Source organism: Erythrobacter sp. RANMB8 (genome assembly GCF_056848235.1).
Genome location: NZ_JBREHG010000002.1, coordinates 158,304 through 179,197 on the forward strand (window position 1 = coordinate 158,304; position 20,894 = coordinate 179,197).

A 20,894-nucleotide genomic window follows, 5' to 3' on the forward strand; every position below is an offset into this window, starting at 1 on the left:
GCTACCTGCGGTCACGCGCCCGGACCATCAGCGATTTTGGGAAGGCGGCGCGTCGAGATCGAGCCCGCAGCGCGTGCAGTGGCGGTTCGGCCAGAACACCGCGAAGCGCCCGCGGAAAAAGGCATTCTTGCCGCAGCGCGGGCAATTGAAGCCGAGGATCGGGCGGTTGACGATGAACAGCAGCACGATCGCCGCGACAAAGGCGAGGGTCGAGTGGCCGAACAGCTGGTCGGATGTCGCGATCAGCAGCATGGCAAGGACGAGCGCGCCCGCCATCTGCCACGCATGGCGCACTGCGCGGGCATAGAGCGTCACGGCAGGCGGGCGAGGATCGATCGGGCGAACTCCGTCAGCGTATCGTCGCGCGCGCCCATCACCGCGATCCGGTCGCCCGGGCGGGCGAGGGCGGCGATGCGGTCGGCGCAGGCGTCACGGTCGGGGATGTGTTCGGCTGTGCCGCCGGCCTCGTTGATCAGCCGCACGATCCGCTCGCTCCCCTCGCTGCGGTCCACGGTGCCGCCGAAATAGACCGGGTCGCAGAACATCGTGATGTCCTCCGGCCCCAGTTCGCGCGCGAAGGTCTGGGCGAGCTCGGCCCCCATCTGGCGCAAGGGGCCGTAGCCGTGGGGCTGGAAAAAGGCGATCACGCGCCCCGGCGTGGCCTTCAATGTGCGCAGGGTGGCGGCGCATTTTTCCGGGTTGTGGCCGAAATCGTCGATCACGCTGATGCCCGCAGGCGAGGTGCCGATCACATCGAACCGGCGGGCGAGCCCGGCAAAGCTGCGCAGCGCGTAGGCAGCATGGCCCACCCCGATCCCGGCGGCGCTGGCAGCGGCAATCGCGGCGAGCGCGTTGGAGAGGTTGTGCAGCCCCGGCATCGGCAGGATCAGCGGGAACACCTCGCGCTTGCGATTGTCGATCACGGCGGCGCGGATGCCGAGTTCGCTCTGGTCGATCGAATCCGCCTCCACCGTGATGTCAGCCTTGGCGTTGCGGATGCCGAAGGTGACCTTGTCCCTTGCGCGGGCGGCCAGATAGGCAGCTTCGGGACTGTCGAGATTGATCACTGCGGTATCCGACGCGGCGAGGTAATTGCCGAAAAGGACGCGCAGTTCCTCGATGCTCTTGTGATCGAGGCTGACGTTGAGCAGCACGCCCACGGTGGGCCGGTAAAGCGCGATCGACCCGTCGCTTTCGTCCACCTCGCTGACGAACAGGCCGGGCTGGCCGATGCGGGCGCTGGCAAAGGGGTTGGCGGGCGAGACGAAGTTCTTCATCACCGCGCCGTTCATCACGGTGGGATTGTGGCCGGCCTCGTCAAGGATCCATGCGATCATGCCGGTCACCGTCGATTTGCCCGAGGTGCCGCCCACCGCCACCGAGAAACCGGCGGCGTTGAACAGGGTGGACAGCAGTTCGGCGCGGCTCAGCCGGGTGCAGCCGAGTTCGCGCGCGCGGGCGACTTCGGGCACGGTGTCCTCGATCGCGGCAGAGGCGATCAGCACCTGATCGGGCGAAGTGATGCCGCTGCCGTCCTGCGGGAACAGGGCAAAGCCGTTGGCTTCGAGCCAGGCGAATTTCTCTGGCGTGCGCCCTGCATCGCGGCTGCGATCCGACCCTGCGACCGGGTGGCCGCACGCCTGCGCGATCTGCGCAAGCGGCAGCATGCCCGATCCGCCAATGCCGCAAAAGAACAGCGGCCGCCCGTCGAGCGTCCCGGCTTCGATCCCGTGGTCCATAATCCGGGTGGTTATTGTCTTGCGCCGGACCTGACAAGCGCCATAGGCTGGCGCGCATGACGAATATCGCGATCTGTGCCCCGGCCACTCCGATCACCCTTGAACAGCAGGCCGCGCTCGAAGCGCTGGTCGCGGCGGAATTCCCTGCGCACCGCGTGACCTTTCACGACCAGTGTTTCGAGCGGCAGGGGCATTTTGCGGGCGATGATCTGCGCAGGCTGACCGCACTGCTCGAATGCGCCAATGATCCGGCCTTCGATGTCGTGTGGTTTGCCAAGGGCGGTTATGGCTCCAACCGCATCGCCGAAGCGGCGGTGGCGCAGATGAATGCCGCAGCCCGCGCCAAGACTTACGTGGGTTTTTCCGATTGCGGCTATCTGCTCGCCGCGCTCTATCGCGCCGGGATCGGGCAGAGCGTGCACGGTTCGATGCCGGTCAGCGCCCGTTCCGAAGGCGGGCGCGAGGCGATCCGGCGGGTGCTGAACTGGCTTCAGGGGGACACCAGCGGGGTCGAACCGAGCCTTGACGGCACCACCCCCGCCGCCGCCTTCAACCTGATCACGCTGGCGATGCTGGCAGGCACGCCGCTGATGCCCGACCTGACCGGCCATGTGGTGATGGTGGAAGAGGTGTCCGAACATCTCTATGCGATCGACCGGATGTTCTTCCACCTTGCCGGAACCCTGCCGCGCATTGCCGGTCTCAGGCTGGGGGCGATCACCGATGTGCCGGAAAACTACGTCGAATTCGGTCAGAGCGAGGAAGACATTGCCCGATACTGGTGCGACCGCGCCGGTATTCCCTATCTCGGGCGGGCGCTGATCGGGCACAATTCTGCCAACAGGGTTGTGCCCTTCGGACTTGCCAGCCCGCCCGCGCGGACGTAACGGCGCGCCCCAATTCACAAGGATGGGGTCTGACATGCGCGCATTCGTTTTTCCGGGGCAGGGCAGCCAGAAGGTCGGCATGGGGGCAGAGCTTGCCGCCGCCAGCGAAGCCGCCCGTGATGTCTTCGGCGAGGTGGACGAGGCGCTGAAGCAGAACCTTTCGGCGCTGATGCGCGAAGGGCCGGAAGACCAGCTGACCCTGACCGAGAACGCGCAACCCGCGATCATGGCCAACGCCATCGCCACGCTGCGGGTGCTGGAACGCGATTTCGGTGTCAGCCTGACGGCGGCGGCCCATTGCGTCGCGGGCCATTCGCTGGGCGAATACACGGCGCTGTGCGCGGTCGGGGCCTTCGGGCTGTCCGACACCGCCCGGCTGCTGAAGCTGCGCGGGCAGGCGATGCAGGCGGCCGTGCCGGTGGGCGAGGGCACCATGGCGGTGCTGCTGGGCGCGGATATCGCGCAGGCAACGGCGCTGGCGGAGGCTGCCGCGCAGGGTGACGTGTGCGAGGTCGCCAATGACAATGACCCCTCGCAAGTCGTGATTTCCGGCCACACCGCTGCGATCGAGCGCGCCGTGGCGCTGGTGAAGGAGCATGGCATCAAGCGCGGGATGATCCTGCCGGTATCGGCCCCGTTCCACTGTTCGCTGATGGCTCCTGCCGCCGCGCGCATGGCCGAGGCACTGGCCGAAACCCCGCCGCAGGCCTTCACCCTGCCGCTTTACGCCAATGTCACCGCTGCCGCCGTGACCGATCCCGAGGCCGAGCGCACCCTGCTGGTCGAACAGGTCACGGGCCGCGTGCGCTGGCGCGAAAGCGTGATGCAGATGCGCGCCGACGGGGTGGAACACTTCGTCGAACTGGGCGGCAAGGTGCTTGGCCCGATGGTGGGCCGGATCGACAAGGACGCGCAGGTGACCAGCCTTGTCACCATGGCCGACCTTGAAAGCTTTGCCAAATCGCTGTGATCGCATAGACTTGCCCCCGGCCCCATAATGGGCGCGAGGGGAGAGGTTGCTTGCAGTCATCGGATTCCCGGCCCTTGTCATGGGCGGCGCTGGCGGTGTTGCTGGGCATCGCGCTGGCGATCGGCGCTGCGGTGTCCCTCACCGCGCCATCGGGCCGCGCCGCTGCGCTGACCTCAGGGGACAGTCTGCGCGGCTTTGACAGCGAGCAGGGGCTGGCGGCTTTCGCCCGCACCATGGCGGTGCGCGAAGGCGAGGCCTTTGCGGTTTACGAAGCGGCGATGGATGCGGCCCCGTCGGTGAGCTACAGCATCACCGTTCCCGCAGATGAACCGCCCCCGCCACCCGAAGAAAGTGCGGGCAGCGAAAGCATCACCAACACGCAGGAAGCGGGCGTCGATGAAGGCGGCATCGTCAAGCGGGCGGGCGATTATCTGGTGGTGCTGCGGCGCGGGCGGCTGTTCACGATCCGCGTGGGCGGCGATGCGCTGGCCCCGGTGGCGATGGTCGATGCCTTCCCGCCGGACAAGCGCGATCCGGATGAAACCTGGTATGACGAAATGCTCATCCACGGCAGCCAGATCATCGTCATCGGCTATTCCTACGGCGATTTCGGGACGGAGGTGAACCGCTTCGATCTCGGCGAGGATGGCGCGCTGGCATGGCGCGATACGCATTACCTGCGGTCGGGGGATTACTATTCCTCGTCCAACTATGCCTCGCGCCTGATCGGGGACGAGCTGGTGCTCTACACCCCGGTCTATGCCCGCTGGGCAGAGTTCGACGCGATGCTGCCCGCGATCCGTGAACGTGATCCCAAGGCCAGGCCCAAGGTGCTGGTGGAGCCGGAGGATTTCCTCGTCGCGCAGCCCTATCGCAGCGGCCGCTATCCGCTTGATATGCTGCATGTGGTGACGCGCTGCGATGTGTCGGCGGCTGACCTTGAATGCAGCGCCACCGCGATTGCGGGCACGTGGAGCCATGCGTTCTATGTCTCGCAAACGGCGGTCTATGCGTGGACGGGTCTGAGCGAGGCGACCTCCGGCACATTCCGGGGCATGACGGCGGGACAGCTTTACCGCATTCCGCTGGATGGCGGGCGTCCGGCAGGGGTGCAGGTGCGCGGTTCGCCGACCGACCAGTTTTCCTTTGCCGAAGATGCCGCAAACGGCGTGCTGCGCGTGCTGCTGCGCGATCAGGGCGCGGGCGAGGGGATGTGGGCGAGCGAGGGCGGCGCGGGGCCGGTGCGGCTGGCCACCATTCCGCTCGGCAGTTTCGGCGATGGATCGGGCGTGCTTGGGGCAGACCGCTATCGCACCCTGCCACAGCCGCCGGAGGGGCGCATTTTCAACCGCTTTGCAGGCGATTACCTGCTCTATGCCGCCGCACCCTATTACGGCGACGGGGCCGAACAGGGCACGGTGTTTGCCGTGCCGCTGGGCGGGGGTACCGTGCAGGACATCGCGCTGCCGCACGGTGTTTCGCGCTTCGACCGGATGGGGAGCGATGCGGTGGTGATCGGCCCTGCACAAGGCGATGCCCGCGGCGACGCGCTCGGCTTCAGCGCCCTGTCGCTGGGCGCGGCTGTGCGGATCGAGGACACCTACGTGCTCCCCGCCGCCAGCGAGGGCGAGAGCCGCAGTCAGGCGTTCTTCTACCGCCCCGATCCCGGCAGCGACGGCGGGCAATCGGGCATGCTCGGCCTGCCGGTGATGCGCGGGGATGACGCCAGCGCCGCGATTGTCTTCCTGCGGCGCAATGCCCGCACATTCGATCCCGCAGGCGCACTGGCCGCGGCTGCGGGCAGGGGCCGCGATGATCGCTGCAAGGCCTCCTGCGTCGACTGGTACGGCAATGCCCGCCCGATCTTCACGGGCGATCGCATCATGGCGCTGATGGGATACGAACTGGTCGAGGGCAGCCTCGCCGCAGGGCGCATTACCGAGCGCCGCCGGACGAGTTTTGCCCCGTGAAAGCTGCAATCCGGCGTTGACCCCCGCGTGCACCCGGCGCAACAGGGGGGCAAAGATCACCCTGTCGAGGAAGAGACGATGTTTTCACTTAAGGGCATGAACGCGCTGGTCACCGGCGCATCGGGCGGGATCGGATCGAGCATCGCCCACGCGCTCACCGCGCAAGGCGCACGCCTCGCGCTGTCGGGATCGAACGCGGCCAAGCTGCGCGCCTTCCGCGACGAGCTGAACGAAGCCTATCCGCACCACGATCACGATGGCCATGTCGAGATCACCTGCGATCTGGGCAATGCGACGCAGGTGGAAGAACTGGTGCCCGCCATGCTCGATACGCTCGGCACGATGGATATTCTCGTCAACAATGCCGGCATCACCCGCGACAATCTCGGCATGCGCATGAAGGACGAGGAATGGGATCAGGTGATCCGCATCAACCTCGAAGCCAGCTTCCGCCTGATGCGCGCCGCCGCCAAGCCGATGATGAAGGCGCGGTTCGGCCGGATCGTCAACATCACCTCCGTAGTGGGCGCGACCGGTAATCCCGGGCAGATGAACTATTGCGCCGCCAAGGCGGGCCTCACCGGCATGACCAAGGCCTTCGCACAGGAAGTCGCCAGCCGCGGGATTACCGCCAATTGCGTCGCCCCCGGCTTCATCCGCACCGCAATGACCGCTGCGCTCGATGAAAAGCAGCAGGCCGCGATCAATGGCCGCATTCCGATGGGCCGGATGGGCGAGGGCGCGGAAATCGGCGCCGCTGTCGCCTTCCTCGCCAGCCGCGAAGCCGCTTACGTGACGGGTGAAACCCTGCACGTGAACGGCGGGATGGCGATGCTGGGATAAGTGCAGGGGCGCTTTGCACCCCCTTATCCCCAGCCCAGTCACCCCGCGCATGGCCGTCCGCTTGCCCGTATTGTCTGCGGCGTTAAGGTTTCGGGGACTTTCCGGCGCTTGAGGGCGATTCCTTCGCCCCCCGGCCATATTGAGGAACGATAGGGACACGCGATGAAGGCCACAATCGAACGCGCGACGCTGCTGCGGTGCCTCTCCCATGTGCAATCGGTGGTGGAACGGCGCAACACCATCCCCATCCTGTCCAACGTGCTGATCGATGCCAGCGACGGCGGATCGGTGCGCGTGATGGCGACCGATCTCGATCTGCAGGTGGTGGAAACCATGTCGGCCTCGTCGGTCGATCAGCCCGGCGCGATCACCGTGTCGGCGCACCTCCTGTTCGACATCGCCCGCAAGCTGCCCGAAGGCAGCCAGGTGAGCCTCACCACCAATGACAACCGTCTGGAGGTCAAGGCGGGCCGTTCGAACTTCAAGCTGCCGACCTTGCCGCGCGATGATTTCCCCGTGATCGTCGAGGGCGATCTGCCCACCAGCTTCGAACTGCCGGCGCGCCTGCTGGCCGAACTGATCGACCGCACCCGCTTTGCGATCTCGACCGAGGAAACCCGCTATTACCTCAACGGCATTTTCCTGCATGTGACGGACGAGGACGAACCGCTGCTCAAGGCCGCCGCGACCGACGGTCACCGCCTCGCGCGCTTCACCCTGCCGCGCCCCGAAGGCGCTGCCGGGATGCCCGACGTGATCGTGCCGCGCAAGGCCGTGGGCGAGCTTCGCAAGCTGCTCGAAGAAGCGCTCGACGGCAACGTGCTGATCGACCTTTCAGCCAGCAAGATCCGCTTCACGCTGGGCGGTGAAGGCGGCGTGGTGCTGACCAGCAAGCTGATCGACGGGACTTTCCCCGATTACAGCCGCGTCATTCCGACCGCGAATGACAAGCTGCTGAAGGTCGATCCCAAGCTGTTCTTCTCCGGCGTCGACCGCGTGGCGACCATCGCCACCGAAAAGACCCGCGCGGTGAAGATCGGTCTGGATCAGGACCGCGTGACGCTGTCCGTGACCTCGCCCGACAACGGCACCGCCGCCGAGGAACTGGCCGCCGAATATCGGGCCGAAGGGCTGGAGATCGGCTTCAACGCCAATTACCTCAAGGACATCCTCGGCCAGATCGACAGCGACACGGTCGAACTGCACCTCGCCGATGCCGGCGCGCCGACGCTGATCCGCCAGACCGAGAATAGCCCGGCGCTTTATGTACTGATGCCGATGCGGGTGTGATCCCCGCCTCACACGGAGGGGAATGCCCATGAATGCCGTTCAGGTCCACGTCCGCAAGGACGCGCTTACCGATGCCGCGCTGGTGGAAGTGCAGCTTGCTCCGCTGGCCGATGGCGCGGTGCGGCTTGCGGTGGAGAGCTTCTCGGTCACCGCCAACAATATCACCTATGCGGTGGTGGGCGACGGGTTCAAATACTGGGATTTCTTCCCTGCGCCTGCCGGCCTGGGCATCGTGCCGATGTGGGGCCATGCGCAGGTGATCGAGAGCCGCCATCCCGATATTGCCGCAGGCGAGCGGGTCTATGGCTATCTGCCGATGGCGAGCCACCTTGATGTGCGGCCCGGCAAGGTCAGCCCCGGCGGCTTCATCGATACGACCGATTATCGCCAGCCGATGAGCCCGGTCTACAACAGCTACACCCGCCTTGCCGCCGATCCCGAGCACGATCCTGCGCGCGAGGCCGAACGTATGATCTTCGGCCCGCTGTTCCGTACCGGCTTCCTGATCGAATACTTCCTGCGCGGGGAAGGCTGGTTCGGCGCGGAGCAGCTGATCGTCACCAGCGCCTCGTCCAAGACCGCGATGGGGCTGGCGAGTGTGGCGCGGCAGAATTCTCCGGATGTGAAGCGCATCGGGCTGACATCAAAGGGCAATGTCGGGTTTGTCGAAGCAAGCGGGCTTTATGACGAAGTCGCCTGCTATGACGATCTTGAACGCCTGTCGGTGCTGCGCAGCGTCAGCGTCGATTTCGCGGGGAATGCCGAACTGCTGGCACGCCTGCACCGCCATTTCGACGCCGCGCTCGTGCACTCTGCGCTGGTGGGCGTCACCCATATCGAAGCGCGTTCGACGCTGGGCGGGGGCGAACCGCTGCCGGGGGCGAGGCCGCAGCTGTTCTTCGCGCCCGACCATGCGGTGGCCTTCTTCAAGGCGCATGGTGTCGAAGAGGGCGGCCAGCTGGTGGCGGCAGCGTGGCGCGAATTTCTCAAGGCTACCGAGGGGACCATCGCGATCGAGCGCCTTGCCGGGCTCGACGCGGCGCGCGGCGTGTTCCTCGAAATGCTGGCGGGCAAGGTCGATCCGGCCAGAGGGATCGTGATCGAACCTTAAGCAAAGGGCGGCGGATTACTCCGCCGCCTGCGCCAGCGCCGCCTGCTGCGGACCGCGGATCAGCCCGCCGGGGACGGCGCCGGTCCATTCCCCGTTGCGGAAGGTCACGACCCCGCTCTTGATCGTGCAGACATAGCCATCGGCCTTTTGCAGCAGCCGCTTGCCGCCTGCCGGAAGATCGAAGGCGAGCCACGGCTTGCCGAGCTTCAGGTTTTCCATGTCGATCACGTTCAGGTCGCCGAGATAACCCGGCGCGATCACCCCGCGATCATCGAGGCCATAGAGCCGCGCCGTATCGCGGCACTGGCGCTTGATCGCCTGCTCCAGCCCGATCCTTGCCCCGCGACGGCGCGACTTCACCCAGTGTTCGAGCATGAAGGTGGGCGAGGCCGCGTCGCAGATCGTGCCGCAATGCGCGCCGCCATCCGACAGCGAGTTCACCGTGTCGTCAGCGTGCTGGAGGGGGTGCAGGAAATCGAGATTGCCGTCGGCGTAGTTCAGGATCGGCAGGTAGATGAAGCCCTTGCCATTATCGCGGCACAGCAGGTCATAGGCATATTCCTGCGGTGCCACGCCGGCCGCCGCAGCGCGGGCGTTGATGCTGGCATCGGCGGCGGGTTCGTAATCGAAATCGGGGTCCATTTCATATTGCAGCGACCAGCCCATGCTGATCGCCATCACCACCCCGCCGATATCCTTGGGCGCATCGCTGTAATCATTGGGTTCGGCGAGAAGCTGTGCCTTGAAGGCGGGATCGAGCAGCTTGGCGCGCTGCTGTTCCCACGGCAGATCGGCAATCGCCATCCAGCCCGGGCGGAAGCGGAAAGGGTGGACGGTGCCCTGCCACGCCATCACGATCCCGTTCCCGCGCAGCGCGATCTGGGCAACGATGTTCGCGCCATTGTCGTTTTCGGCGCGCATCATGGCGATCTGTTCGTCAAGCGGCATTTCCTTGGCGATGGATTGCAGCGCGGCGAAGGTGACGGGGATCTTGGCCTCGCGGCTCAGCTTGCCCATCCATTCGAACTCGTTCCATTCGCGCTTGAGATCGCTCGCCATCTCGAACACGGCATGTCCGCCTGCCGCAGTGGCCCGGCCCATGGCCTTGCCGATCGCGATCAGTTCCTCGGGCGTGGCAGTGGTGCCGGGCACCAGCTCGCCATCGACCGACTTGTGCAGCACCGTGCGCGAGGTCGAGAAGCCGAGCGCGCCTGCACGCACGCCTTCCTCGACGATCCGGCTCATTTCGGCGATGTCTTCGGCGGTGGGGACCGCGCCGGGCTGTTCGCGGTCACCCAGCACATAGGCGCGCACCGCCCCGTGCGGCACATGGGTGCCGATATCCACCGTGCGGGGGAGCTTTTCCAGCGCATCGAGATATTCGGGGAAGGTTTCCCAGTCCCATGTCATCCCTTCGGCCAGCGCGGTGCCGGGGATATCCTCCACCCCTTCCATCAGGCTGATCAGCCATTCGTGGCGGTCGGGCTTGGCGGGCGCGAAGCCGACGCCGCAATTGCCCATCACCACCGTGGTGACGCCGTGCCAGCTCGACGGGGCCATTTCCTGATCCCAGGTGGCCTGCCCGTCATAATGGGTGTGGATGTCGACAAAGCCGGGGGTGACAATCTTGCCGGTGGCGTCGATTTCCTCGGTGGCGGTGCCGCTGACCTGACCCACGGCGGCGATGATCCCGCCTCTGATCGCAACGTCGCCGGTAAAGGCCGCAGCCCCGGTGCCGTCCACGATTGTTCCGCCCCGGATGATCAGGTCATATTGCGCCATTCTGTCTCTCCCTTATGGGAAGGGATGATGTCGCAAAGCGGGCGGGCCGACAAGGGGCCTGCGCCGGAACTGTCAATCAAGGGATGTGAAGATGGGTCGCAATCGGATGTGGCGCTGTGCTGTGCTGGGGTGGGCGATGCTGGCGAGCCCGCTTGCCGCGCAGGATCAGGGCGCGTGGCGGCTCGTGCCCGAAAGCGACCTTTCGGCGATGCTCGATTGCCTTGAGGCTGCGGGGCAGACGCTTGTTTCCGCTCACCGCGGCGGGCCGACGCCGGGCCTGCCCGAAAACGCGATCCCGACGATGGACGCGCTGCTTGCCGCGCAGCCTGCGATCATGGAGGTCGATGTCGGCAAGAGCGCCGACGGGGTGCATTTCCTGCTCCACGACGACCGGCTCGACCGCACCACCACCGGCACGGGCGAGGCCGCGGCGCAAAGCTGGGCGGCGCTCAGCCAGCTGCGGCTCAAGGACAATTGGGGCTGGGTCACCCCCTATGCGATTCCCACGCTGGCCGAGGCGCTGGCATGGGCGAGGGGGCGCACCGTGCTCCAGATCGATTTCAAGCGCTCGGCCGATTACGGCGCGGTCGTCGCCGCTGTGCGCGAGGCGGGGATGGCCGGCAGCGTGATCCTGATCGCCTATTCGGCCGAGCAGGCCGCCACGCTGCATCGCCTTGCGCCCGAAATGCTGCTTTCGGTCTCGGTCGATACTCTGGAGGATGTCGCCGCGTTGAAGGCGGCAGGCATCCCCGAAAACCGCATGCTGGCCTTCACCGGAACCCGCCTGCCGCGCCCCGAACTCTACCGCGAGCTGGACAAGGCCGATATCGAGGTGATCTTCGGCACGCTGGGCCGCCCGCCGCGCTCTCTCGATGCGGTGATCGACCGTTACGGCATGGACGAACGCTATGCCGAGCTTGGCAGGGAAGGCGTCGATGTGCTCGCCACCGACCGCCCGCGCGAGGCGGCTGCCGCGCTAGCGGAAGCCGGGCGCCTGCCCAAGCCGGGGCAGTGCGGGGTGAGCAGGGGCTGAGGGCGCTTTCGCCTCAGGTGGCGGCCATCAACAGGAAGCCGCCCGCCGCGGCTGCTCCCAGTATCCGCAGCACCGGCCACTTCAGCCCGAAGGCAAGGGCAATCGCCAATCCTGCCAGCAGGCCTGCCCGCCAGTCGAAGCTGGCAAGGTCAGGCCAGTAAAGGCGCAGCGGGCCAAGCTGGCGCTGACCGACCTGCGTGAACAGCACGTGCAGCGCGAACCACGCTGTCAGGTTGGCGATCACGCCGACCACCGCGGCGGTCACCGCTGCCAGCCCGCCCTTGAGGCGCACGGCGTGGCTCAACCGGTCGATCCATGGTGCAAAGGCGAAGATCCACAGGAAGCACGGCGCAAAGGTCACCCAGCTGGTCAGCCCGGCGCCCAGCAATCCTGCCACCATGGGCGAAAACGGCTCCGGCGCGCGGAAGGCGGCGAGATAGCCGACGAACTGGGTCACCAGAATCAGCGGACCCGGCGTTGTCTCCGCCAGCCCCAGACCATCGGCCATTTCACCCGGTTGCAGCCAGCCAAAGCCCTGCACCGCTTCCTGCGCCATATAGGCGAGCACCGCGTAGGCGCCGCCAAAGGTGACGATCGCCAGCTGCGAGAAGAACGCGCCGATGTCCCACAGCACATGGCTCCGGCCCAGCGTCACCGCGATCAGCAGCATCGGCGCGGCCCATACCGCACCCCAGATGGCAATCGCCACGATCGTGCTGCGCCACGGGCGTGCGGGCAGGGCCGTGTCTGCTGCGGCGGAGGTGATCCCCAGCAGTTCCGGACGTCCGGCTGCGACCAGCACGCCGATCACGCCAGACCCCAGCACGATCACCGGGAAGGGCAGGTCGAGCAGAAACAGCCCTGCAAAGGCTGCCGCGGCAAGGGCGCGTTTGAGGCCGGTGTCGAGCGCGCGGCCTGCGATCCGCAGCAGGGCCTGCACCACGATGGCCAGCACTGCGGCCTTGATCCCCAGGAACAGCGCCTCGACCCACGCAAGGTTGGCCGCCAGCGCATAGAGCGCCGACAGCGCCAGAATGATCAAAGCGCCGGGGATAATGAACAGCAGCCCTGCTGCCAGACCGCCCCGCCATCCGTGCAGGCGCCAGCCGATCCACGTCGCAAGCTGCTGCGCTTCGGGACCGGGCAGCAGGTGGCAGAAATTGAGCGCGTGCAGAAAGTCCGCTTCGGCGATCCAGCCGCGGTCGTCCACCAGTTCGCGGTGCATCAGCGCGATTTGCCCCGCCGGCCCGCCAAAGCTGAGCAAGCCGATGCGGGTGAAGGCGCGCAGCAGATCGGCAAAGGGGACCGGAGCAGGCGGCACGCTGGCCATCAACGCGCCTGCCTGCCGGAATTTACGCTGCCGCAGCCCGCCGGGCTTCCTTGTCTGTCGCAGGCGCGTCGAGGAACTCGCGGATCGCCGCCACGCTTTCGTCGGCATGGGTCAGCAGAAACAGGTGCCCGCCGCCTGCGAAGGTCAGCAGCCGCGAATTGGGGATCATCGCCTTCAGGATGCGGCCATTGATGACCGGCACGATCTGGTCGTCCTCGCCCATCATGATCAGCGTTTCCTTGGTCATGAAGGGCAGGGCCGGCAGGCTGGTCCAGCCCAGCATGCACATCAGCTGATACATGTAGCCGCGCGGGGAAGGGGGCTTGAGGCGGCCGATATGGCTGTCCTTCTGATGCTCGGCCCCGTCCTTGTCGACCCCGCCATACAGCGTGGCGAAGTGTTCGTTCATGAATTCGGGGTCGATATAGCGGCGCGGGTCGGCCATCTTGGTGAAGGCGGCGGGGTTGCCCGGCACCATCAGCATCCCCGGCGTGGTCGCGATCAGCGTCAGGCGGCGGGTGCGGCCGGGATGCTGGAGCGCGAAGTGCTGCGCCATCGCACCGCCCCACGAAACGCCCATCACGTCGACTTCTTCCAGACCGTATTTTCCCAGCAACTGGGCAGCGGTCCAGCTCATGGTGAAGGGGTTGTAGGGGATCAGCGGATCGGGTGATTCGCCGGTCCCCGGCATGTCGAACATGATGAAGCCGCGTTCCGGCAGCGCCGCGGCCAGCGGGGCCACGGCCTCGATGTTCGCGCCGATCCCGTTGAAGAACAGAACCGGCAGATGATCGGAGGGCATATCGAGCCGCCAGGCCGCAGTCCGTAGCGTCCTGCCGCCCACTTGCTCCATCGAGACGACCGCGTCGTCCATGGGATTGGTCACCTATTCACGTCCTTTCATACGCCCCGCCAAGGGGGCGGGTTGGGCGCGCACACCGATCCCATAGCGCGCGCGCCCACAAGCTTTTGCATCGGGCGTCCGGCCTTCCGGATGCCGCAATGCAGCATTGCTGTATCAGACTTCTTCGACGACGTAGAGTCCCGGTGCCGGATCGCTCGCAGGATAGCTCGCATTGCCGAGCGCAGCGGGTGCGGGCTTTGTCTTGCCCGAACGCTTCTGCACCCATTCCATCCACAGCGGCCACCAGCTGCCCTTGACCTCTTCGACCCCCTGCAACCATTCGTCGGCGGTGGCGGGGAGCTTGCCCGCCTTCTTCTGGACGAAATACTTGGCCTTGGGGTTGGTCGGCGGGTTGAGGATCGCCTGCATGTGCCCGCTCTGCGACAGGACGTAGGTCACGTCCTTCGATCCGAACAGCTGGGTGGAACGATAGGTCGCCTTCCACGGGGTGATGTGATCGGTCACCCCGCCAAGGATGAACAGATCGGCGGTCACCTTGGACAGATCGACCTTGTGGCCCGCCATTTCGACTTCGCCCTGCTTGGTGAAGGCGAGCGTTTCGAACAGGGTGAGGAAATCGCCCATCAGGCTGGAGGAGAGGTTGGTGGCGTCGGCATTCCAGAACAGCACGTCGAAGGCCGGCGGGTCCTGCCCCAGCAGGTAGTTGTTGATGACGTAATTCCAGATCAGGTCGTTCGGCCGCAGCCAGGCAAAGCCGCGCGCCAGATCGTCGGCCTTGATCACCCCCTGCTTCATTGCGCGCTGGCGGGCGAGCTGCATCCCGTTCTCGGAGACAAGCGAGCCGGCTTCGATATCGGTCGGTTTGGGGTGGAGCACGCAGACCATCAGCGTCAGCGTGCCGAGGATCGGATTGCCGGTCGCTGCCAGCTTGGATGCCAGCACCGATGCCGTCTGCCCGCCGGAACACCCCGCCGAGACATTGACCTTTTTCGATCCGGTGATCGAGGCGACCACTTCCAGCGCCTTTTCGCAGGCCGCGATATATTCGGCCATGCCCCACTTGCCCTGTTCCTTGGTGGGGTTGCGCCACGAAATCACGAAGGTCTGGATGCCGTTATCGACCTGCCATTTGACGACCGACTTATCGGGCGACAAGTCGTTGATATACATCTTGTTGATCTGCGGCGGGATGGTCAGCTGCGGGATTTCGTAGACCTCTTCGGTGGAAGGGGCATACTGGATCAGCTCCATCATCTCGTCGCGATAGACGACATTGCCCTTGGACGTGGCGACATTCTCGCCCAGCTTGAACGGCCGCTTGTCCACCTGGCTGACCATGCCCTTGTTGTGGACGATGTCGTTGTAAGCGTTCTGGAGCCCCTTGATGAGGCTCAGCCCGCCCGAATTGATGATCTGCTTCTGCGCGGTCGGATTGCCCGCCAGCGTGTTGGTGGGCGCGAGGCCATCCAGGATGATGTTGGCGATGAAGTTGGCGCGGTTGCGTTCCAGTTCGTCGAGTTCCAGTTCCTCAAGCCAGTTCTTCATGCCTTTCTGGACCGCGAGATAATATTGCGCGCCGGCGCGGAAGAACGGGTTGTATTGCCACGCCGGGTCCATGAACCGCTTGTCCTTGGGATCGGGTGCCAGTTCGCTCTTGCCGGTCAGAATTTTAACCATGTCCTGCGCCATGGCGGTGGAATGGCGGATGAAGCGGGAGGGATCGGAGGCGGTTTCGCGCAGCAGCAGCGCCACGGCGCTGACGAAGTCCTCGCGCGCGACCCCGATCAGCGGGCCAAGCGCATTGGTGGACTGGGCTGCTTCATTCTCGAGCTTCACTTCGCTGCGTGCCATTCAGATCCCCTTTTGTCTCCGGCGTCTTGCGGCCTGTCGCTTCAGCGATGCCGCGATTGCGCCTGTCGGGCAAGAATGCAGCCTCGCCTGCCAAGTTGCAAGCCATTGAGGGGGCCGATCGGCGGTAACCGGGCGCAACATTTTTGCCTCGGCGGTTAACGCTTTTCTTAGCGGTTCTGGCGCATCTGGTGATCCATGTCCGGGGAACCTGTCAGAAAATTTGCAACGCCGAATCCGCGCGTGCCTGGCGGCTTGCGCGAACTTCGCGGTATTTCAGGGGGAAAGCCGTCCGAATCCGACGTGCGTGGCCGTTCGGAACGGCGGCGTCCCGATCGCAACCGCCCCGATGACATCGCCAGCCTCAAACAGGCGGTCGAGGATTCGGCCAGCGAACATGGCTTCTTCCTGCCACGTCAGGCCGGCGCAATGTCGGTCTTCATGCTGGCAGGTTATGTCATCGCGGTGGGCGTTTCGCAGGGGCTTCCTTCCGTGACGACGAGCGTTGCGGCGCTTGCCTCTGCGGTGCTGTTCGCCTGCGGCTCGCTGTTCGCCGCGACCGAGCGGACCGCCGAGACCTCGCGGGCGCTGCGGTTCCTGATGGTTGTGGTCGCAATTGTCCTGCCGATGGCCTGTGCGGGCTTCGCCATGGCGAGCTGGGTCAGCGAAGGCCTGCCCTGGCAATGGGCGATTGCGACGCTGGTGTGCTTCAACGCCGCGGCCGCTGCGGTGTTCGAGGTGCGGATCATCTCGCTGTTCTGCGCCAAGCTGGCCAGCTGGGCCGGATTTGCGGTGATTGCACCGGGCCCGATCACGATCTTCGCGCTGGTCGGCGCCGCCATCACGCTCGCGCTGGTCGGCAGGCTGGAGTGGAAGGCTGCCGAGCGTCGCCGGATCGCCCGCGAGGCGCGGGAACGCGTGGCCGCGCGTGCCGAGGACATTTTGCGCAGCTTCGAGGAAACCGGGCAGGGCTGGTTCTGGGAAACCGATCGCCGTGGCCTTCTGACCTACATCTCGCCCAAGGCGGCAACGGTGCTGGGCAAGACCACCGACGAGGTCTGCGGCAGTCCGCTGAGCGAGATCGTCGATCCCACGGCTGGTGCGAACGATGCCGAACGCACGCTCGCCTTCCATCTTTCGGCCCGTTCGGCGTTTCAGGATGTCGAAGTGCGCGCTGCCACGAGCGGCGATGAACGCTGGTGGGCGCTGGCGGGCCGCCCGGTGTATGACAGCTACAAGAATTTCTGCGGTTTCCGCGGGCACGGCACCGACCTCACCGAAAAGCGGCGCAGCGAACAGCAGGTCTCGCGCCTTGCCCACTATGATTCGCTGACCGGCCTCGCCAACCGCGTGCAGATGAGCCAGGCGCTCGAACAGATCCTTGCCGCCCCGAGCGGGCGCGAGCGGGCCTGCGCGGTGCTGATGCTCGATCTCGACCGGTTCAAGCACGTCAATGATACGCTTGGCCACCCGGCGGGCGATGCCCTGCTCAAGCAGGTCGCGCAGCGGCTGGAGCGTTCGATCGGCCAGGCCGGGCGCTGCGGGCGTCTGGGCGGTGACGAATTCCAGGTGATCGTGCCGGGGCATCAGGACCGTGCGACCCTCGGCCACATGGCGCGGGACATCATCGCCTCGCTGTCGCAGCCCTATTCGATCGAGGGGCAAAGCGTGGTGATCGGCGCGTCGGTCGGGATCGCGCTGGCCCCCGAACATGGCAGCACCAGCGACGAGCTGATCCGCAATGTCGACCTTGCGCTCTACGCCGCCAAGGATGCCGGGCGCGGGGTGTTCCGCTTCTATGCCGAGGATCTCCACGCGGCTGCCGAAGAGCGCGCCGAGCTGGAGCAGGACCTGCGCGATGCCATCGCCAAGGGCGAGCTGGAGCTTTATTATCAGCCGGTCGTCTATGCCGCGACCGAGAAGATCGTCGGCTTCGAAGCGCTGATGCGCTGGAAGCATCCCAAGCGCGGCTGGCTTTCGCCCGCCAAGTTCGTGCCGATTGCCGAGGATGCGGGCCTGATCGACCGGATGGGGCAATGGGCGCTGCGCACGGCCTGCGCCGATCTGGCGCGCTGGCCATCCTCGATCCGCTGCGCGGTGAACGTCTCGGCGCTGCAATTTGCCAACCCCGAACTGCCCAACATCGTCGCCAATGCCCTGGCCCACAGCGGGGTTTCGCCATCGCGGCTGGAACTGGAAATCACCGAAAGCGTGTTTCTGAACGACAATGCCGGCACCGATGCGATGTTCAAGGCGCTCAAGCGGGTCGGCGTGCGTCTGGCGCTCGACGATTTCGGCACCGGCTATTCCTCGCTCGGCTATCTGAAAAAGGCGCCGTTCGACAAGATCAAGATCGACCGCAGCTTCGTGCAGGGTGCCACTGAAGAGGGCAGCCGCAACGGCGCGATCATCGCCTCGATCACCTCGCTCGCCGAAGCGCTGCATATGGATACCACCGCAGAAGGTGTGGAGACGCTCGACGAACTGGAACTGGTGCGCCTGCTGGGGTGCAGCCATGTGCAGGGCTATATCTACTTCAAGCCGATGAACGCCTCGGATGCGACCGCGCTGGTTTCGGGCGATCTCGTGGCCGAGGCAGACGGGCCGCAATCCGCCCGCGCGCCGCGCCAGAATCTGCTGCGCCGCGTGGTGGTGGTGCACAACGGCAACCGCCTCAACGCCACGCTGCGCAACATCTCCGAAAGCGGCGCGATGATCGAAGGCCTGTGGAACATGCCGGCCGGCAGCGCGGTGCGGATCGAGTTCGGCGGCGACAAGTCGGTGACCGCGCAAGTGCGCTGGTCGCGGGAGAACCGGGTCGGGATCGAATTCCACGCCCCGCTCAAGCGCCGGGCCGACGGGGCCTTCGCGGTTCTCAAGGGTGCACAGGCCCAGCCAGCGTCCGGCCATAGCTGGTAGCTCCCAAGAATTATCGTCGGCTTTAGCCCGCAATTTAGCATAAAAATAACCATCGGACTTTACCTCTGCTCAGGACCGGTGCGCTGCCATTGATGGTGCCAGCGACCGATGTCTGGAGGATGTGAACGAGATGTCCCTCAAGGGTCTCTTGTCATCTCGCGGCAGCGCCGCCTCGCGCATGCTGCGCAAGACCCCCGCCTCGGCCCTGTCCGATGGCGAGCGGCTTGCCATGCTTGACGAGCTGGAACAGTCCGGCCTCGGCTGGTTCTGGGCGAGCGATGCTGCAGGCAACCTGACCTACCTTTCCGGCGCGATCGCCGCGCGGCTCGATCTGGAACTCGGCGATCTGCTGGGCCAGCCGCTGAATGCGATCTTCACCGCCGCCGACCGCGAAGGGCGCGGCAAGTCGCTTTCGCTGATGCTGGGCGCGCACAAGGCATTTTCGGGGCTCGCGGTGCGGGCCGCGCGCAAGCCTGATGCCGGGGTGCTGCGGCTTGCCGGGCAACCGCTGTTCAAGCCCGACGGCACCTTTGCCGGCTTTCGCGGCACGGGCGCGGACATCACCGACGAATATCACCGCGAGGTCGAGACCGAGCGGCTGGCGCGCTATGATTCCCTCACCGGCCTCAGCAACCGCCATCGCATGGCGCACCAGCTTGAAGCCACGCTGACTGCCTTCAGGGCCGCGCGTCGCAGCTGCGCGGTGATGATGCTCGATCTCGACCGGTTCAAGCATGTCAACGACACGCTCGGCCATGCGGCGGGCGACGAATTGCTCAAGCAGGTTGCGAGCCGACTGCAGCGGGCGATCGACCGCGAGTGCGAGATCGGGCGTCTGGGCGGCGACGAATTCCAGGTGATCCTGCCCGATATCGACGATCGCGGGGTGCTGGGCGAGATCGCGATGAAAATCATTACGATGCTGCGCCAGCCCTATAGTCTGGAAGAGGGGCGCTGCGTGATCGGGGCGTCGGTCGGCATTGCGATTGCCCCGCATGACGGGGTGACACGGGACGATATCGTGCGGTCGGCAGACCTTGCGCTCTATGCCTCCAAGAACGGCGGGCGCGGTCAGTTCCGGTTCTATTCCGGCGAGCTCGAGAACGAAACGATCTTCCGCCGCCGGCTGGAGCAGGACCTTGGCCATGCGCTGAGCGAGAACCAGCTGTTCCTGCGCTTCGAGCCGATTGTCGATGCATCGAGCCAGGCGGTCTGCGCGCTTGAGGCGCATGTGTGCTGGAACCATGCCGAGCGCGGGATCATCGACGAGGAGGAATTCGTCCAGATCGTCGAAGGCTCGGCGCGGCTGGCCGATGTCGGCCGCTGGGCCATTACAGAGGCGTGCCAGCAGGCGGCGCAGTGGTCTGACAGCGTGCGGGTGGCGGTCAATGTCCCCGAGGCGCTGTTCCTGTCCGACGGCTTTACCGATCTGGTCGCGCAGGCCATCGATGCAGCGGGCATTGCGCCCGCGCGGCTCGAACTCGAAATCAGCGAGGCGGTGTTCCTTGGCGATGCCAGCCAGGTCGACCGCACGCTGGCAGCGCTGTTCAAGCTCGGCGTGCGGCTGACGCTCGATGAATTCGGCAGCGGCTATTCCTCGCTCGCCTATCTGCGGCGTGCGCCGTTCGACAGCATCAAGATCGACGAGAAGCTGATCGCCGAAGCCGAGCGGCACGACAGCCGCGAAATGGGGCTGGTGCGGGCGATTGTCGCGCTGGCCGGTGCCTTGCAGATGGACACCATCGCCAATGGCATCGAAAGTGCGCCGCTGATGGTCGCGCTGACCGAATGCGGGGTCCGCTATCTCGAAGGGCCGATTTTCAGCGAGCCAGTGGATTGCGACACCGTCGCGCAGGAAATGGCGGGCGGCACGTGGAAGATCGAACCCGGCTCCGAACGCACCCGCCGTGCCCGTCGCCGGACGGTGTTCCGCAAGATCCAGGTGATCCACGATGACTATGCCTACGAGGTCACCTTGCGCAACCTGTCCCGCACGGGCGCGCTGATCCAGGGGTTGGCCGATGTTCCCAAGGGCACGCAGTTCGTGGTCGATCTGGGCGGCGGACAGCTGGCCGTGGCGACGGTGATCCGCAGCAATGGCGATGTGCAGGGGCTGGAGTTCGAACAGTCGCTGATCGAAGACGGTTCGGGCGGCCTTTGCACCCGTAACCGCGTATCGCCCTACGCACTGGCGGCCGCAGGCTCCCCGCTGGCAGCGCTGGCTCCGGGCAGCTTTCACGCGATCGACCAGGCCGGAGCCATCCCCAAGTTTGGCTACGCGGTCCATCCTGCCTAGGTGTTGCGTTT

Annotated in this window: 15 protein-coding genes; 9 read left to right on the forward strand and 6 right to left on the reverse strand. The window is 65.8% G+C overall.

Going from position 1 to position 20,894, the window contains the following annotated elements; all coding sequences use genetic code 11:
• Positions 1–27 precede the first annotated feature (27 nt).
• Positions 28–315: a hypothetical protein gene (locus ACU0AG_RS03865; RefSeq protein WP_482780943.1), complete on the reverse strand. Its 288-nt coding sequence runs from the start codon at positions 313–315 to the stop codon at positions 28–30.
• Entirely contained in the window at positions 312–1,739 is a 1,428-nt protein-coding gene (locus ACU0AG_RS03870) for a glutamate ligase domain-containing protein (protein ID WP_482780944.1), read from the reverse strand. The genes ACU0AG_RS03865 and ACU0AG_RS03870 overlap by 4 nt, the downstream gene beginning before the upstream one ends.
• 56 nt (positions 1,740–1,795) lie before the next feature.
• On the opposite strand from ACU0AG_RS03870, the gene ACU0AG_RS03875 reads away from it, so the two are divergent.
• From ACU0AG_RS03875 to ACU0AG_RS03900, 6 genes are all read left to right on the forward strand, one after another.
• Positions 1,796–2,626, forward strand: coding sequence for an LD-carboxypeptidase (locus ACU0AG_RS03875; RefSeq protein ID WP_482780945.1), 831 nt, complete (start codon positions 1,796–1,798; stop codon positions 2,624–2,626).
• A 34-nt stretch (positions 2,627–2,660) separates the two neighbouring features.
• A complete protein-coding gene (fabD, locus tag ACU0AG_RS03880; protein WP_482780946.1) occupies positions 2,661–3,596 on the forward strand; it encodes an ACP S-malonyltransferase in 936 nt (311 codons plus the stop codon).
• Between the two features lie 50 nt (positions 3,597–3,646).
• Positions 3,647–5,566, forward strand: coding sequence for a beta-propeller domain-containing protein (locus ACU0AG_RS03885; RefSeq protein WP_482780947.1), 1,920 nt, complete (start codon positions 3,647–3,649; stop codon positions 5,564–5,566).
• A 78-nt stretch (positions 5,567–5,644) separates the two neighbouring features.
• A complete protein-coding gene (gene fabG / locus ACU0AG_RS03890) occupies positions 5,645–6,409 on the forward strand; it encodes a 3-oxoacyl-[acyl-carrier-protein] reductase (protein WP_482780948.1) in 765 nt (254 codons plus the stop codon).
• A gap of 162 nt (positions 6,410–6,571) precedes the next feature.
• Positions 6,572–7,699, forward strand: a complete 1,128-nt coding sequence (dnaN, locus tag ACU0AG_RS03895) for a DNA polymerase III subunit beta (RefSeq protein ID WP_482780949.1) — start codon at positions 6,572–6,574, stop codon at positions 7,697–7,699.
• 28 nt (positions 7,700–7,727) lie between these two features.
• A complete protein-coding gene (locus ACU0AG_RS03900) occupies positions 7,728–8,810 on the forward strand; it encodes a DUF2855 family protein (RefSeq protein WP_482780950.1) in 1,083 nt (360 codons plus the stop codon).
• 15 nt (positions 8,811–8,825) lie between these two features.
• Here the strand turns inward: ACU0AG_RS03900 and ACU0AG_RS03905 are convergent, their stop codons facing one another.
• Positions 8,826–10,592, reverse strand: a complete 1,767-nt coding sequence (locus ACU0AG_RS03905; protein WP_482780951.1) for an N-acyl-D-amino-acid deacylase family protein — start codon at positions 10,590–10,592, stop codon at positions 8,826–8,828.
• 91 nt (positions 10,593–10,683) lie between these two features.
• On the opposite strand from ACU0AG_RS03905, the gene ACU0AG_RS03910 reads away from it, so the two are divergent.
• Positions 10,684–11,625, forward strand: coding sequence for a glycerophosphodiester phosphodiesterase family protein (locus ACU0AG_RS03910; RefSeq protein WP_482780952.1), 942 nt, complete (start codon positions 10,684–10,686; stop codon positions 11,623–11,625).
• A 13-nt stretch (positions 11,626–11,638) separates the two neighbouring features.
• Here the strand turns inward: ACU0AG_RS03910 and chrA are convergent, their stop codons facing one another.
• The 3 genes from chrA to ACU0AG_RS03925 form a co-directional block, all read right to left on the reverse strand.
• On the reverse strand, positions 11,639–12,955 hold the full coding sequence (gene chrA / locus ACU0AG_RS03915; RefSeq protein ID WP_482780953.1) for a chromate efflux transporter: 1,317 nt from the start codon (positions 12,953–12,955) through the stop codon (positions 11,639–11,641).
• Between the two features lie 22 nt (positions 12,956–12,977).
• On the reverse strand, positions 12,978–13,841 hold the full coding sequence (locus tag ACU0AG_RS03920) for an alpha/beta fold hydrolase (protein ID WP_482780954.1): 864 nt from the start codon (positions 13,839–13,841) through the stop codon (positions 12,978–12,980).
• Between the two features lie 132 nt (positions 13,842–13,973).
• Positions 13,974–15,671, reverse strand: coding sequence for a PHA/PHB synthase family protein (locus ACU0AG_RS03925; protein WP_482780955.1), 1,698 nt, complete (start codon positions 15,669–15,671; stop codon positions 13,974–13,976).
• Positions 15,672–15,971: 300 nt separating this feature from the next.
• On the opposite strand from ACU0AG_RS03925, the gene ACU0AG_RS03930 reads away from it, so the two are divergent.
• The gene (locus tag ACU0AG_RS03930; protein WP_482780956.1) at positions 15,972–18,587 is read left to right on the forward strand and encodes an EAL domain-containing protein; all 2,616 of its coding nucleotides are present in this window, start codon (positions 15,972–15,974) and stop codon (positions 18,585–18,587) included.
• Positions 18,588–18,717: 130 nt separating this feature from the next.
• Positions 18,718–20,883 carry a putative bifunctional diguanylate cyclase/phosphodiesterase gene (locus ACU0AG_RS03935; protein WP_482780957.1) on the forward strand — a complete coding sequence of 722 codons (2,166 nt, stop codon included), beginning with the start codon at positions 18,718–18,720 and terminating at the stop codon, positions 20,881–20,883.
• Positions 20,884–20,894: the final 11 nt, after the last annotated feature.

Excerpts from the sequence above, each read along its gene's own strand:
- fabD (WP_482780946.1), top strand. The coding sequence starts at position 2,661 with ATGCGCGCATTCGTTTTTCCGGGGCAGGGCAGCCAGAAGGTCGGCATG.
- chrA (WP_482780953.1), bottom strand. The coding sequence starts at position 12,955 with ATGGCCAGCGTGCCGCCTGCTCCGGTCCCCTTTGCCGATCTGCTGCGC.
- dnaN (WP_482780949.1), top strand. The coding sequence starts at position 6,572 with ATGAAGGCCACAATCGAACGCGCGACGCTGCTGCGGTGCCTCTCCCAT.
- ACU0AG_RS03900 (WP_482780950.1), top strand. The coding sequence starts at position 7,728 with ATGAATGCCGTTCAGGTCCACGTCCGCAAGGACGCGCTTACCGATGCC.
- ACU0AG_RS03910 (WP_482780952.1), top strand. The coding sequence starts at position 10,684 with ATGGGTCGCAATCGGATGTGGCGCTGTGCTGTGCTGGGGTGGGCGATG.
- ACU0AG_RS03925 (WP_482780955.1), bottom strand. The coding sequence starts at position 15,671 with ATGGCACGCAGCGAAGTGAAGCTCGAGAATGAAGCAGCCCAGTCCACC.
- ACU0AG_RS03905 (WP_482780951.1), bottom strand. The coding sequence starts at position 10,592 with ATGGCGCAATATGACCTGATCATCCGGGGCGGAACAATCGTGGACGGC.
- ACU0AG_RS03870 (WP_482780944.1), bottom strand. The coding sequence starts at position 1,739 with ATGGACCACGGGATCGAAGCCGGGACGCTCGACGGGCGGCCGCTGTTC.
- ACU0AG_RS03875 (WP_482780945.1), top strand. The coding sequence starts at position 1,796 with ATGACGAATATCGCGATCTGTGCCCCGGCCACTCCGATCACCCTTGAA.
- fabG (WP_482780948.1), top strand. The coding sequence starts at position 5,645 with ATGTTTTCACTTAAGGGCATGAACGCGCTGGTCACCGGCGCATCGGGC.
- ACU0AG_RS03935 (WP_482780957.1), top strand. The coding sequence starts at position 18,718 with ATGTCCCTCAAGGGTCTCTTGTCATCTCGCGGCAGCGCCGCCTCGCGC.